Origin of the sequence: Vreelandella arctica (genome assembly GCF_037070215.1) — a bacterium.
In the GTDB taxonomy this organism is placed as follows: domain Bacteria; phylum Pseudomonadota; class Gammaproteobacteria; order Pseudomonadales; family Halomonadaceae; genus Vreelandella; species Vreelandella arctica.
This window is the reverse complement of the sequence record NZ_JBANSN010000005.1, coordinates 202058-217124: the sequence shown is the minus strand read 5'-3', so window position 1 is coordinate 217124 and position 15067 is coordinate 202058. Positions and strand designations below refer to the sequence as shown.

Annotated in this window: 11 protein-coding genes; 2 read left to right on the top strand and 9 right to left on the bottom strand. The window is 49.8% G+C overall.

Going from position 1 to position 15067, the window contains the following annotated elements:
* Positions 1-73 precede the first annotated feature (73 nt).
* Both V8L70_RS06680 and V8L70_RS06675 read left to right on the top strand, forming a co-directional pair.
* Positions 74-2173, top strand: a complete 2100-nt coding sequence (locus tag V8L70_RS06680) for a putative bifunctional diguanylate cyclase/phosphodiesterase (RefSeq protein ID WP_101146743.1) — start codon at positions 74-76, stop codon at positions 2171-2173.
* A 103-nt stretch (positions 2174-2276) separates the two neighbouring features.
* On the top strand, positions 2277-4247 hold the full coding sequence (locus V8L70_RS06675) for a sensor domain-containing diguanylate cyclase (protein WP_336269082.1): 1971 nt from the start codon (positions 2277-2279) through the stop codon (positions 4245-4247).
* Positions 4248-4261: 14 nt separating this feature from the next.
* On the opposite strand, the gene cysQ is transcribed toward V8L70_RS06675, so the two are convergent.
* From cysQ to V8L70_RS06630, 9 genes are all read right to left on the bottom strand, one after another.
* Entirely contained in the window at positions 4262-5038 is a 777-nt protein-coding gene (cysQ, locus tag V8L70_RS06670; protein ID WP_101146686.1) for a 3'(2'),5'-bisphosphate nucleotidase CysQ, read from the bottom strand.
* Positions 5038-6603, bottom strand: a complete 1566-nt coding sequence (locus V8L70_RS06665; RefSeq protein ID WP_101146685.1) for an ATP-binding protein — start codon at positions 6601-6603, stop codon at positions 5038-5040. The genes cysQ and V8L70_RS06665 overlap by 1 nt, the downstream gene beginning before the upstream one ends.
* 117 nt (positions 6604-6720) lie before the next feature.
* Positions 6721-7476 carry an amino acid ABC transporter ATP-binding protein gene (locus tag V8L70_RS06660; protein ID WP_101146684.1) on the bottom strand — a complete coding sequence of 252 codons (756 nt, stop codon included), beginning with the start codon at positions 7474-7476 and terminating at the stop codon, positions 6721-6723.
* A complete protein-coding gene (locus V8L70_RS06655; RefSeq protein WP_101146683.1) occupies positions 7473-8141 on the bottom strand; it encodes an amino acid ABC transporter permease in 669 nt (222 codons plus the stop codon). The genes V8L70_RS06660 and V8L70_RS06655 overlap by 4 nt, the downstream gene beginning before the upstream one ends.
* Before the next feature lie 96 nt (positions 8142-8237).
* On the bottom strand, positions 8238-9008 hold the full coding sequence (locus V8L70_RS06650) for an amino acid ABC transporter substrate-binding protein (protein ID WP_101146682.1): 771 nt from the start codon (positions 9006-9008) through the stop codon (positions 8238-8240).
* 290 nt (positions 9009-9298) lie between these two features.
* Positions 9299-9493, bottom strand: a complete 195-nt coding sequence (locus tag V8L70_RS06645; protein ID WP_101146681.1) for a hypothetical protein — start codon at positions 9491-9493, stop codon at positions 9299-9301.
* A 163-nt stretch (positions 9494-9656) separates the two neighbouring features.
* Positions 9657-13085 carry an O-linked N-acetylglucosamine transferase, SPINDLY family protein gene (locus tag V8L70_RS06640; RefSeq protein WP_336269081.1) on the bottom strand — a complete coding sequence of 1143 codons (3429 nt, stop codon included), beginning with the start codon at positions 13083-13085 and terminating at the stop codon, positions 9657-9659.
* Between the two features lie 160 nt (positions 13086-13245).
* A complete protein-coding gene (locus tag V8L70_RS22890; protein ID WP_431313214.1) occupies positions 13246-13836 on the bottom strand; it encodes a flagellin in 591 nt (196 codons plus the stop codon).
* Positions 13837-14114: 278 nt separating this feature from the next.
* A complete protein-coding gene (locus V8L70_RS06630) occupies positions 14115-14867 on the bottom strand; it encodes a flagellin N-terminal helical domain-containing protein (protein ID WP_336269080.1) in 753 nt (250 codons plus the stop codon).
* Between the last annotated feature and the right edge of the window lie 200 nt (positions 14868-15067).

The window sequence follows — 15067 nt, the reverse complement described above, 5'->3', positions numbered from 1 at the left end:
GTCAACGCCGCCAAAGCCAACGCCTATTTTATGACAAATTTGTGACACGGATTAACTTGTGAAAAGAGTCTTCATGGCAAACGTTAAGGAGAGTATTGCAAACAATTATAACGTACAGGATGTACCTCACGCTTTGCAGGCGCGCCATCACGCGCTGTTTACCCATCATCCCGATGCCATATTTGAGCTGAGCCTTGATGGCATTATCAAGCACTGTAATTCAGCCGCAGCGCATATCACCGGTATCGCCAATGAGCGTTTAACCGGTAACGCTTTTTTTCAGCTGCTCCATATCGACGCTCTCGTAGAGGCAAAAGCTGCCTTTAACGCCACCTTAAAAGGGCAACATCAAAGCTATCAAGCTCTTAGCATCAACAGTCATCAGCATGCCATTCAGCTTGAAGTCACCCACGTGCCGATTATCGCCGATGAACGAATGATAGGCGTCTATGCGATTTGCCGTGATATTACTCAGCGCAAACAGGATGAAAGCGAGCTACGCCTACTCAAACGGGGAATCGAAGCCAGCCCCAACGGCGTGGTGATGGCAGATGCCACGCAGCCCCACCTGCCTCTGGTGTATGTAAACAGTGCGTTTTCCGACATTACCGGTTACAGCGCTGAAGAAGCACTGGGCCGCAACTGCAGTTTTTTACAGGGCGAAGATTCTAACCCGGAAGCCGTTGAAGAAATTCGCCGCGGTGTCACTCAACATCAAGACGTGCAAGTACTGCTACGTAACTACCGCCGCGACGGCACTCTGTTTTGGAACCAGTTATCGATTAGCCCCGTGTTTAGCGAAACGGGCGTATGTACGCATTTTATCGGCATACAACAAGACATTACACGCCAGCGAGAGCAGGAAGCGCGTATTGCTTATCAAGCAGCTCACGACCCGCTCACCGGGCTCCCAAATCTAGGGGCACTACAAACACGCCTGGAGCATGCACTACAAAGCTGTAAATCGCGGAGGCAGGAACTGGCACTGCTTTATATCGACTTAGATGACTTTAAGCCGGTTAATGATGCGTTTGGCCATGGATTAGGAGACCAGTTACTTAAAACCGTGGCGCAACGCTTACTAGATACCGTGACAGCGGGCGTTAGTGTGGCACGCCTCTCTAGCGATGAGTTTGTGGTACTGCTAGCCCCTTCCCAAAACGAACAAGAAGCGATTGCCCTCACGAATCGTTTATTAGCGGCCCTTGCTCAGCCATTTACACTCTACCAACACTGCCTGCACATCAGCGCCAGTATTGGAATCGCTTCTAATAAAGGCAGTACCACCCAGGCGCATGACCTACTTCACCATGCTAGCCTCGCGATGGAAGATGCCAAGCGCCAAGGGCGTAATACATGGCAATGGTACTGCGGTGATGCCATCGACAATGTCGCCGAACATGTTGTTATCAGGCGAGAATTACAAGAAGCCATACAAGCTGAGCAATTTGAAGCGTATTATCAACCCATCGTGGATGCCGTTAGCGGCGACATTCGAAGTGTGGAAACGCTGATACGCTGGCACCACCCCACCAAAGGCCTTGTTTCACCGGGCGTGTTTATGCCAATTGCCGAGCAAACGGGGCAAATTATTGCCATTGGTCGCTGGGTGTTGGATCGCGCCTGTCATGATATTGCGGCCCTTAATGCTGGCCGTGAGCGCCCCCTTGCGGTGGCGGTCAATATCTCACCAATGCAGTTTCAGCGCACAGGCTTTATGAACGAAGTTAAAGCAGCGCTTGACGCTAGCGGTCTCCCCCCTGCCTTACTGGAACTGGAAGTAACAGAAGGCACGCTAATGACGAATACCCAGCAAGCCGTTGCGCTACTCACTGAAGTAAGAGACCTGGGCATTAGCGTTGCGCTGGATGACTTCGGCACTGGTTATTCGAGTCTCAGCTATTTACGCGACCTTCCTATCAGCAAGGTAAAACTCGACATTCTATTTATTCGAGGCATTTCAAAAAACGCAAAGAATGCCGCCATCGTTCAAGGTGTTATCACCATGGCCCATCACTTAAACTTAGCGGTAGTCGCCGAAGGCATTGAAACACGTGAAGAGCAAATAGATCTGCAGCAACGCCAATGCGACCTGTTGCAAGGTTTCTTGTTCTCCAAGCCCATGCCGCTTGGGATGTTAAAACACTTGCCACGGACGCTTACGCCACCCTAGAAAATGGCTGATAAAACTTCCCCTATAAACGCCATGCCTCACCTCTAAAACAGAAAAACAGGCTGCCTTACCAGGCCGCCTATTTTAGACAGGAAACATTGCCGTGCCACTGCGCCGCCTACACACTCGCCTACTGCTAGCTGTGAGCATACCGCTGATCCTAGTTTCAACGACGTTGCTGCCTGTTCTCCATGTTCATATGGAAACACGGCTCAATAGCCTGAATGACGAAGCCAATGCCCTATTAACCGTTGGGCAAGAAGCGTTAACCCGCGATATTAATGAAAGCCTTAACTACGCGCTAGCCATTGCTGAAATGCCTGAATTAAGGCGCTACCTCGCTGCGCAAAATTTAACGACACTAACTAACGAACAATATTCACTTAGCGATTTATCCCAGCTTTCTCACTTTTTAACGACCTTGATCAGCCACAACGCTCGTTACACCAAGCTAGTTCTGATTGATAATCAAGGGCGTGAAGTGCTGCGCGCACCCAGAAGCAGTGAAACGGGAGCATTGGTATCGGGCAACCTTCATGTTAATACTGACTACTTCATAGAAGCATCCAAGCTGTTACCACGCGACCTGTATATCTCACCGCCTGGCCGTAACCTGCAGTTCGAGTTATTTGGCCGCGACGTGATTCCAGTGGTCAACGTTTCCACCCCTGTGTTTGATGCCACCGGCGAGCGCCGTGGCGTGGTACTTTTAAGCCTTAATTGGGATTACCTGACTGACGCCTTGCGCCAGGCCATGTTACTTGACCAGAACGCCAATATGATTTTAATTGATGCCCAAGGCAAGTGGCTGCTGGATGAAGGTATCGGATCAGTAGATACAGCGAGTTTTGGTGGCAACTTTGCTGCGCTTTCTCCCCTCTACTGGCAAGCCATGCAGCAGCGCAATGAAGGCAACGTCACAGTAGACAACCATCTACTGCGCTTTCAAACCGAAGATATACGCACCCAGCGCTACCGCAGCCTGGCAGGTACTATTTTTAGCGACAACGCCTACCAGCCGTGGAAACTGGGGGTCACGCTCCCCCGCCCTACCTGGCAATCTCTGTTTAAAGAAGAGACCACTGTCCTGTGGTTTCTGTTGCTGACCTACGGCGATGCTGTGGCATTTGGGATATTTTGGGCCTTCAGCAGCCAACGCCAACGGGAATTACGCCAAGCCGCTCAGCGCCACGCCTATGAAGTCAGTGATTTATATGAAAATGCCCCCTGCGGCTACCACTCGCTCGATAAGTCCGGTCGCGTGGTCAAAATGAACCGCACCGAACTTGCCTGGCTAGGCTACTCTGCCAAGGAAGTGATAGGTCATATCGATTATCGAGAGCTCATTACACCAGAAACACGTGATCAGTTTGAAAAAGCCTTCCAAAACGTGAAGGACAATCAAACTGGCAGCGCTGAATGCAGTTTACTTACGCGTAACGGCGAACAGCGTCACGTGATGATTCAAGCCTCTGCCTACACGCGCAACGGTGGTTTTGTGCATTCACGAGCAACGGTGTTTGACCTTACTGAGCGTAAACAGCTTGAAGAAAAACTACGCGCGCAAGCTATGACCGACCCACTAACGGGCGTGTTTAACCGGCGTTACTTACAAGCCCAAGCAAAAATTGAGATGTCACGGGCGCGGCGCCAAAATCACCCCATAGCGCTTATCACAATAGATATTGACCACTTTAAGCGCATCAACGATGAGTATGGCCACGATGTGGGCGATGACGTACTGAAAAACTTCACGCAAATAGTCAGCGACCTGCTTCGCCAAGAAGACTTGCTGTGCCGGGTTGGGGGTGAAGAGTTTGCGGTGTTACTCCCCAACACCGCTATTGAGCAGGCTCAGCAGGTGGCAGAGCGAATTCGTGCCTCTATTGAAGAAGCGACCACCACGGTTGAATATGAAGGTACGCAACAAGCGCTCAACATCACGGCATCACTGGGGGTAACCCCTGTGCTTGCCGAAGAAAAATCGTTAAAGCCTGCGCTCAAAAGAGCGGACATCGGGCTCTATCAAGCGAAAGAAAACGGCCGTAATCAGATCATCATTCACACGCAATAGCGCTTGCACACAGTCTAGCGCTTACCCCACACCACAAAATCGGGGTTAAGCACCTGCTGGGGATTGGCATAGCTTAAAGGCTGATCGTCCAGGGTGACCACTCGCCCACCGGCCTGTTCGACAATCGCTTGAGCAGCGCCGGTATCCCACAAACTGGTGGGGCCAAAACGCGGGTAGACATCCGCTTTACCTTCCGCGATAAAGCACGACTTCAGCGAACTCCCCATGGGTTGAGTTTTATACTCCCCCAGCGCTGCTAACCATGCTGCCATACGCGGGTTCGGGTGCGAACGGCTGCCCAGCACGCGCCAAGGCCGCCCCGCTTGCGGCGGTAATGACGCCTGAATGGCCTGCCACTGCCCATCAGCGCCAACCTTAAAGGCCCCCACGCCTTCAGCGGCTAGATAAGTAAGCTGCAAGGCAGGGGCAACCACCACACCCAACACCGGTTTTCCTTGAGCAATCAAAGCAATATTGACGGTGAACTCATCATTGCGCTTGATAAACTCTTTGGTGCCATCCAACGGGTCGACCAACCAATAAAAGCCCTCAGCGTTAGCGCCGTTAAAGCCTTGGGTATCTTCTTCGGAGAGTACCGGCACCTCAGGGGTAAGCGCCTGCAAGCCACGGGCAATAATCGCGTGGGCCGCTTTATCCGCCTCAGTCAGCGGGCTGTTATCGGCTTTTATTTCTACGCTGAACTCACGACGATAGACCTGCATAATCGCCTCGCCTGCCTCACAGGCTAACTGCTCAATGCTTTTTAGTAATGACTGGGTGATAGTGGGCATTAAGAGAGCGTCTCCATATCAAATGCCACAATTTGGCGCTGCTGGCGGGAAAATTCCACGCCAATTAAGTGGATAGGTTTACCTTGGGCGCGGTATTTATCGGCGTAGCCTTTGGTTTTTATCTGCTCTAGTGCGCTGCCTTCTGGCAACTGCTCCACCACTTTAAATTCGAACAGGTAAAGGTGACCACTGAAATCCACTGTCATATCCACCTTACCGAAATGGCTGGCGTCTTCCACCGTAACGCTTAACCCAAGGGCGGCAAAGTGGCTATAAAAGACACTGGCATAATGACCTTCGTATTGAGCAATAGGATTGTTGCGATACCAATCGTGGGGTAGCCCGGCGTAAAGGGCTTTAAGATGAGTTTCAAGACCGGCTAAATCATGGGCGCGTAAATGTGTAAACAGCGTTTTGCGCTCACGCGCTGAGTTTTCAACACCTAATACCGGCAGTAACGCTTGGTTTAAGCTGGTTTCTACTTCTTGATTAGGAAAGCCTAGGGTATATAACCGATACCCCACCATGGGTTCTTCCACCTGCTTAACGGTTAGATATCCCGTTTGAAATAACAGCGCCTCAGTACCGATATGGTCAACATCAAAACGACCCAGCAGCTCAGCCTCGGTTTCCAGCTGATCTAGTGACGGCGTAAACACCCCGCGTTGTTTTAGAATTTCTACCAACAATGTGGGGGTAGCGCTTTCAAACCAATAGGGGCCAAACTGGCGCTTTTGGAACAGTAGTAGTACATCAAAAGGGTTGTATACAGCGGTCACTTCCTGCCCACCCCAGCGGTAGCCGTTATACCAATGCTTGATTTGAGCACGGTCTAATCCCGGTAACTCAGGAGCGAAGACGCTGTCGATATCCTCATCGGTGTACCCACAAATGGAAGCATAAGGCGCATCCAGCGTAATGTCGTTCAGGTTATTCAGCCCAGAGAACAGGCTCACTTTGCTGAACTTAGAAACACCCGTTAACAGCACAAAGCGTAAATACGGGTCGGCGTCTTTGAGCACGCTGTAAAGGTTTTTCAGCCCTTCACGCAGCTCACGCGCCCGCTCTGGGGCTAAGATATTATCGAGAATTGGTTTATCGTATTCATCAATCAGCACTACCGTACGTTGACCAAACTTCTGGTGAGTGCGGCGAATCAGATCCGAAAAATCATTGGCAATTAGTTTGGGCCGCTCGCTGACAATGCCCAGACGCTCGCGATGCTGAGCCAGCTGATAGCGGATATGGGTATCCAGATCTTCACGACTAGCCAAATGCCCATCGGCAAAGCTAATACGAATCACCGGATGCTCAGTTTGCCAATCCCATTTATCGTGAATATACAGCCCTTCAAACAGCGCTTTGCGGCCTTCAAACAGGCAGCGCAGGGTATCAAGCAACAGGCTTTTGCCGAAGCGACGCGGACGAGAGAGGAAAAAGTATTTCCCCTCTTCCGTTAGACGGTGAATATCGGGTGTTTTATCAACGTAGTAGTAGCCACCTTCACGAATATCCGAGAAGGTCTGAACGCCAATAGGCAATTTGAGCCGGTTTTCAGTTGGCATAGCAACCTCAAAAAACAGGTGAACTGAAAGTCAGCATAACATGCACGGCATTGCTTCCATCCATAGCCACGCTTGGCATTAACTTAGCTTGTGCCACCTAAAAAACCAGCACCGCATTTACGGCACTGCCTGCCCGGTAGGCGCCAAAATCTTGCGCAAGAAATGGCGCGTTCGCTCATCTTTGGGCGCAGTGAACAACTCTTCAGGCGGCGCTTGTTCAACGATCCCACCTTCATCCATAAAGACCACGCGATCCGCCACTTCCCGCGCGAACTGCATTTCATGAGTGACCACGATCATCGTTTGGCGTTCTACCGCCAATTGCTTCATCAGGCTCAAGACCTCTTCCACCCACTGTGGGTCAAGGGACGAAGTGGGCTCATCAAACAGAATTACATCGGCATTGGCCGCCATGGCGCGGCCGATGCCTACCCGCTGCTGCTGGCCGCCAGAAAGTGACGCCGGGTAAGCATCGGCTTTATCCGCCAGGCCGATGCGTTCCAGAATTTCCCTGGCCCGCGCGTGTGCTTTGTCCTTGGGCAGCTTGTCCACCACGATCATCCCCTCGCTGATATTCTCCAGCGCGGTTTTGTTGGCGAACAGGCCGTAGTTCTGAAACACAAACGCCGTGCGGCGGCGCAGTGCCAGAATATCTGCCCGGCTGGCGCGCTGGGTATCCACACTCAGGTCGCCTACCTGCAAGCGTCCGGCGTCCGGCTTTTCAAGGAAATTAATACAGCGCAGCAGCGTCGACTTTCCCGTACCGGAAGGGCCAATGATGACGATGATCTCGCCCTGGGCAAGGCTCAAGTCGATATCGTTAAACACCGTGTGGCCGCCGAAGCGCTTGGTTATGCCTTGCAGCGAAATCATCGTTGGTAGGCCTTATTCAGGTAAATTTCTAACCGACGCTGCCCCCAGGAGAGCACTTCCACGACTGCCCAATAAATCAGCGCCACCAGCAAGAACGCTTCCAAATAGAGAAAGCTGCCCGCCGCCTCTTTTTGCGTCGCGCCCATCAATTCGGTGACGCCTAGCGTGAAAGCCAGCGAAGTTGCCTTGATCATATCGATGAAGTAGTTCATCAACGTTGGCGTTGCCACGCGGGTTGCCTGGGGCAAAATGATACGCCGCATTAACTGCGACTGGGTCATACCGATGGAGAGCGCGGCTTCGGTCTGGCTGCGGTCAATCCCGACAATCGCTGCCCGGATGGACTCGGCCATATAGGCAGAGAAGTGCAGCGTTAGCCCTAGCACCGCAGCGGTGACGCCGGTAATCGCGATCAACGAACTAATCAGCTGCGGCAGGCCGTAGTAGAAAAGAAACAGCTGAACCAGCAACGGCGTACCGCGGAAAAACGAGATAAACAGCAGCGAAAACCCGTTTAACACCGGCACTTTTGATACGCGAACCACCGCCAGCAGGCACGCCAGAATCAGCGCAAAGAACATGGCGATCGTCGCCATTTGAAGCGTGAGCGGCAGATAGCGCAGCAGAACCGGCAACAACCCCCACATATATTCGATATTAAGCATAATAATTAAACATAATAATTAAACATAGATTAGACCGCTTATAAGCAAACGGCCGTGGCAATGCCACGGCCGCGTTAAAACAGAGTAGCCTAAACGTTACGGCTGGGTGATGTCGGTATTAAACCACTTTTCCGATATCTCACGTAGCTCGCCATTCTCACGCAGTTCGGCAAGCGCTGCACCCACGCGGTCGCGCTGCTCGCGGCCCGCTTCGTCATCACGAAACGGTAGCGCGTTCTCAATGGTCGAGAACGGCTGCCCCGCCAGCTCCAAAGGCAAGCCTTTTTCTTTAATGACTTGCGTCGCACTCACGCGATCCATCACAAACGCTTCTACCCGACCCAACGCCACATCCTGCTCAATGTTGGATTCATAGGTACGAATATCGATTTCGTCGGCGTTCGGCTGCTCACGCAGTAACTGTTCGTAGTTGGAACCCAAATTCACCGCCACGCTTTTGCCGGACAGATCCTCAACGCCTTGAATGGAATCATTACCCGCCCGCACCACAACCTGCGCGCCGTCATACACGTAGGACTCAGTAAAAACATATTTGGCTTCGCGCTCAGGGGTGATCGTAATCTGGTTGGCAATGGTATCGATACGCCCAGACTCCAGCATGCCCGCCAGGCCAGAGAAACTAGCGGTCACGAATTCGATCTCATCACCGGTGATCTCACCCACGGCATTCATCACATCAACTTCAAAGCCTTTAAGCTCGTCCTGCTCCACAAACGTAAAGGGGAAATAACCGCCCGACATGCCCACGCGCAGTGTATCGGCGTGGACAGTCGCGGCGAACAACCCGCTAGTAACGCTCAGCGAAAGCGCTGCGAGAGTGGTAGTCAACTTGCGTGGTAGTGGCATGAGTCTGTTTCCTCGTTGGTCGATAGTCCGACGATACGAATAGCCGCATAGAAAGTCATGCGGCATTGATAGTGACCATCTTACCCCTACGACAAAAACGAATAAAAGAATATTAAAGTTAATTTTTATTCTTATTTTGAATATAGCTGATACAGGTGTAATCACAACGGGGAGCAATTGTGTGGCGTATTTTTGCCGTGACGGCTCAATGCGAGAGCGAGGCAGTAACGTGTAAAACCAAGTGCTGTCAAAATTAGCTATTGGCGAGATTTTCAAACAACACTCGCGCATTAGCCCGATAGCATTCCCTGCGTATGCGCGCGTTGCTGCTTGATGGCGTTATCCAAAATATCCAGCAACGCTTGGTAATCTTTGGGCATTGTATTGTTAAGCCCGTAGGTTTCGATTCGGTCGATGGTGGCTTGGGTATCACGGATTAGCGCCTCCAGCTCCAGTGCCACTTGCTCGTGTTCATCAGGGTGCATATTCAACCTTCTCTTAACAAAAAAGTGGTGCAAACGCATTGATCTTAGTGAGCCAACTCCCAGTGTCGTCCCGATGCTTTACTATGGCTATGTATACAATCACCAGAAGCTATATTAGAGGTGCAGCTTCTGGTGACTTATGACTCAAACCCCCAGCCACATATTACTGTGGCTGTTGTGCATATTGTTCCCACACTGCGGCGACCGCATCCTGACTAACATTATCTGCAATTTTGAAAAGACCCGCAGACTCGACTTTTTCTACTGTTTCCAAAAAAGGTAATACAACGTGATAGTGAGCTCGGTTCCAGAAATCATGAATAAAAATACGGGCCTGCTGAGGCTCTTTTGAGTGCTTCAGAATGTGCTGAATGGCTGACATTGTGCAAGCCACGCGAAAGCGACCGTCAACAAGAATAAGATCAAACGACTGGAGATGCTGATGAATGGCTTGACTGTATGCCGGAAAATTTGAAAAGTTCTGCATAGTTAAGGGAAATCCCCACTCCTTCGTCGGGCCAATATCCACAGCCTCTACTTGGCATTTTTCACCCAGCTTTTCTTTCAGCGCATTGACCCACTTAGCATCGCTTTCCACACCTTTTACTGTAAGGCCTTCCTTTACTGCCCATACGGTGGAGCCGCCCGAGCCAAACTCAAAATAGTGTTGTGCTTTTTTTAAGCTTTTCTTGAACAGTTTACGCTCCGCAAGTGACATAAACGGTGCGTCAGGCAATGAAAATACTTGCTGTTCCCGACTTTCTGGCGTTTCACTCACAGGAAAATCTGGGGTTGGCTGTAGCTTAGTCTCAACCACACCCTCTGCAATCAAATACTCTTCTGCTTTTTGTACATCTACTTCCGCCAGCAACTCATAGCTCATGTCACGTATGCCATAGATAGTATGAAGTAAGAAAGCAAGTTTCATACGCTGATTGTATGTCAGCTTTGCCATACGTTGATGACTGGGTAAGAAAACCGCATCAGCACTTTCCAGCTCAGTGGCTTGGCGTTTTTTTGCAGCTACTCTTTCTGGTAAATGACTGATATGACGTGGAGCATTTAAACGATAAAAGCGGAATCCGTTGCGGCTGCCCCAGTGCTGTAGCTCGGCAAGGTTGGGCTGGCGTTCGTGAGTAGCTTGAAAAGCCACTTGAACTTCAATTAAAAGCGTATCCTGTAAAGCGCGTTTTCCGTTTTCTAAAATTGTAGTGGCATCACTCAGCCCGTCTAGTACTAGCCAATCCAAATTGGCTAGACCCTCAATGCTGTCTAAAGCAATAGTATTAATAGGAAGTGTCGTTAATACTTTTGCCCCCATGCGTTTATGAGGGGGTAATTGTTCATCTGGCAGCGGTAGTAAGGTGCTACTTAGGTCTGACTCAAGACACGCATGCAGCGTCAGCGGCTGTCCATCACCCAACAAAGCATGCTGAAATAACTGGATATTTTCATTAGCGGCAAAAATTTCAGGCTTTTTAATTAGACTTTGCGGATCAAATGCCACAATAGCGAAAGCGTTTGTCTTAACCATCAGTGATAGGGCACGATTCCTCAGCGTCTTACTGGCATTATCCAGCACCACGATTTGGCCATTGAATGTCCAATTGAAACCCTTCTCAGGCTCAGGTGGTTTCTCTTCCACCTGTATGTCCAGCAGCTTTTGATCGTCTTCAAACCAAAGCTCGCTATTTTTATTGAAAGTAAGCGCCGCTGGCGCTTTATCTTCGCAGTAACGCTGCCAAATAGCGCGCATAGCCAACATAAAGTGTTTGGCAAAAAGGCGACCATCGCACATTGGAGACTGTAATAACACCTGCCGCAAGCTGTTACGAATAGTGCTTAAACTATCAGTATCACTAGCTAGCTCAATCACTCTTTCGCGGTACTCGTCCCAGCTACTTACCACCAATTCAGCCATATCAGCATTAATCAAGTGTGAAGCGCTATGCCGACCAGCAAACGTAGGGCCAGGCAAAGTCACTGCTGGCACGCCCATCAGCAACGCCTCACAGGTACTTAACCCACCGGAGTAAGGCCATGGGTCGAGCGCGATATCAACACGATTATAACTGTTGAGAAGCTCACAATGATTTGCTGGCCCTTCTAGCAACACTCGTTCCCGCTCAATCTCTAAGCTTTCCATTAACGTATAAATACGCTCACAGAAGCTTTCGCTGGTATAGGGCTTTCCCTTCAGAAATAAACGTGAATTCGGTAACTGATGCATCAATGTTGCCCACTCGCTCAATAATTGAGCGTTAAGCTTTGTGGGGTTATTGAAGCAACCTAAGGTGATGAACTCATTAGATATTGCTGGGAGGGGCCCAATGTTAGGCATATAAACTGGTTGAGAATAAACGATATAGTCGTCTGGTAACCGAATTAGTTTTTCAGTGTAGTGCTTGTCTTCACCTTCAGGTGTTTCGATATGGTCACTTATTAAGTAATCAATCGCTTCAACACCGGTAGTGTTGATCAGCCCGCCGACCCATTTAACAATCAACGGTGCAGGCTGCATAGAAATAGCTTTTGAGCGCGTTCCCGCATTGTGGCCCGCTAAGTCGAATAGGATATCAATTTTATCATCGCGCACCTGCTGATTGAACGCTGCATCATCTAGATACTTAATTACCTGCCAATGACTTGCCAGTTTGCGAAAGCGCTTAGTGATAGCGTCACTGCTCACATTTGTGGAGTAAAAGTAAAACTCCATTTCTTCTGGATGAGTACTTTCCAGAGCAGCAATAATCATGTTGCCCACAGGGTGCTGACGAAACCCATCCGAAAACAACCCAATACGTAATTTTCGGGTAGGCGACAAGTCATCGGGAACAGGGCGTGGGAGGGGGTTCTGGACGCCATAACGCTGTTGCCACTCTCGACAAACGGCTGCTATATCGCTTTGCTTTTTGGCTGGGTCGTAATGAAACCCAGTAATCAAATTAGAAAACGGTGTTGGACTATCTCCATACTTAATGGATTGATAGAAGCTATTCGCTGATGCTTCTAACTCACCCAGCTCGCGTTGAACAACACCCAGTTCATTCCAGTACCCCAGGTTTTTCGGGTAACGGCATGTCAAATCTTCAAGTATTATTTCCGCTTCTTCATAACGATTCAGGCCAAAAAGCGCACGTGCCTTAGCATGTAATACATCCGCATTTTCAGGCTCGTAATTTTCGGCTTTTTCTAACCATTTCAAAGCACTGGCAGACAAATGATTATCCTGATCAATCATCGCAAGAATCATCAATGCCCGAACATTACACTCATCTAACGTGAGCGTGTGCTGAGCGCTTTCCTTGGCCAATAAGAACTCACCTGATCCTTGGTAGGCGGCTGCTAGCCAAGCGTGAATATCCGCGGCTCCCTCTTTTAAGTTTACCGCTCGCTGGAACGGCTCAATGGCTTCTGCGTGTTGATTTACGCGAATATAGGCTACTCCTAGCTGCACCCAGGCATTTGCATCGCTGGGTGTTTTATTCGTTAACCGCTTTGCCTGCGCAACTGTGAGCTCCCGCACAGCATTATTAGCAAGTTTAATGCCCGGTTGAGGATAGCGCGCTTTGGATCGAGAAGGTTTAGCCATTGTTAACTCTACGGATAATTATCGTTTAGGTTGTCTTCATTTATAGACTACCTGAGTAGCAGGCAGTTTTGATACGTCCTAAATTCTAACGGCTTAAATAAAAAACCGACCCCACAACAGGGCCGGTTCGTTAAGCGGTGATAGGAGATACCGCCTTAGATTAACCCAACAAAGACAGGACGTTCTGCGGCAGCTGGTTAGCCTGCTGCAGGATCTGAGCACGCGTCATATCGGCTACTTCCATTGCATAGTCAGCATCTTCGATGCGTGAGCGCGCAGCGGAAAGGTTAGTCTCGTTAGTACTTAGGTTGGTGATAGCATCCTCAAAGCGATTCTGTACGGCACCCAGGTCTGAACGGAAAGAGTCGATCTGGCTAAGTGCGTTGTCCAGGGTGCTCAGGGCATCAACGGTAAGCTGAACATCTTTACCATCGGCGTCTTGGGCAATAGAAATGCTAGTAATAGTGCCTGACGTCTGATTGACTTGGACATAGCTACCTTCTGGCACATCTGCAGCTGTTACTGCTACGGTTTCAACTGAAGAAATTACTGCTTGCGTTTGCGCGCCACCCGCTACATTCACATCAGTAGATGCCAGCGCTGTAGAACTAGAATCCCAAGATACTTCACCGGTTTCTTCATCTGCCTTTACAGCAAAATCGGCAGCTCCTGTATATTCCTTCGGCGTTGGCGCCATTTCCACCATCAGCTTCGATGTTGTAGAGATTATCGCCGGCTGCTGGTGCTGCAACAGAATAATTTATATCCGTAACACCGTTGCCAGCACCCGGATTTTCAATGTTGGATAAAGCAACCTGGGTAGCTTGCAGGTCAGCCGCGGAGCTACAGTTACATCAACAGCATATCCATTCGCCACATCTTCACGAGCAAATAGTTCAACGTCGCCTGCAGTTGCTCCGAAAAAGCCAGTAGTAGCTACGCTAGTCCCTGCAGGAGTAACATCAACACCCGTTAATCCAGTAATATCTGTGCTTGCATTCGTTACACCAATTGACTCAGTAATGGATGTTACAGGTGCACCATCAGCGTTAACAATAGAAGTGGCTGGGTTAGTAATAGCGCCTTCACCAGAGGTGTCATTTTGCTGCAACGCACAGCGAAATCTGAGCCCACTGCAGTGGTTGCACTTGCATCGACCTGGAAGACACCATCAGCCGTAATGTTAGATCCAACCGCACCTGTACCTGGAGTAAACGTATTAACAGCGGATAAAGTACGATTATCGACAACAGCCCCGTCTAGCTCAATTTCGCTAACCGCAGAGAAACTAGTGCTTGACAGCATATTGCGGACATCAAAGGAAGCTACACCTAGCGTACTGCTGTTAGTGGTCTCTAGGTTCACTGAGATGGTTTGGCCATCTTCCGCACCCACTTGGATTTGAAGCGGTTCTGAACTTTCAGATAATACGCGCGTACCGTTAAAGTCAGTTTCTTCTGAAATACGGTTAACTTCATCTTGGATAGACTGTAAATCGTCTTCGCTATTTGTGCCGTTGGAAGCCTGCACAGTCAGTTCACGAATACGTTGTAAGTTTTCGTTAACCTGGTTTAAGCCACCTTCCGTTGTCTGGGCAGTAGCTAGACCGGTGATCTGGCTGCTCATGCGGTTGGCGATAGCCTGACCGGCGGCATCATCCTTGGCGCTGTTAATGCGCAGGCCAGAGCTCAAGCGTTCCATAGAAGTCTGCAGATCATTCTGAGACTTGCTCAGGTTTTGCTGGCCGATCATCGATGTGATGTTGGTATTGATCACTGACATGGTGTGATACTCCTTGCTTTGGACACTGGCCCTGAGGCCTGCTTTCGGCCACTGTGTGTGCCGTTATATTAATTAACGGCACCGCGAGGAGAATCTTTAGGGAAAGTAGTAAAAATTTATGTAATTTTTGGTGATCGTACGAAAGGCTGGGCTGAGTAATTTAGTCAAGCCACTGCTTTCTTATGCGTAGGAGCGTATCG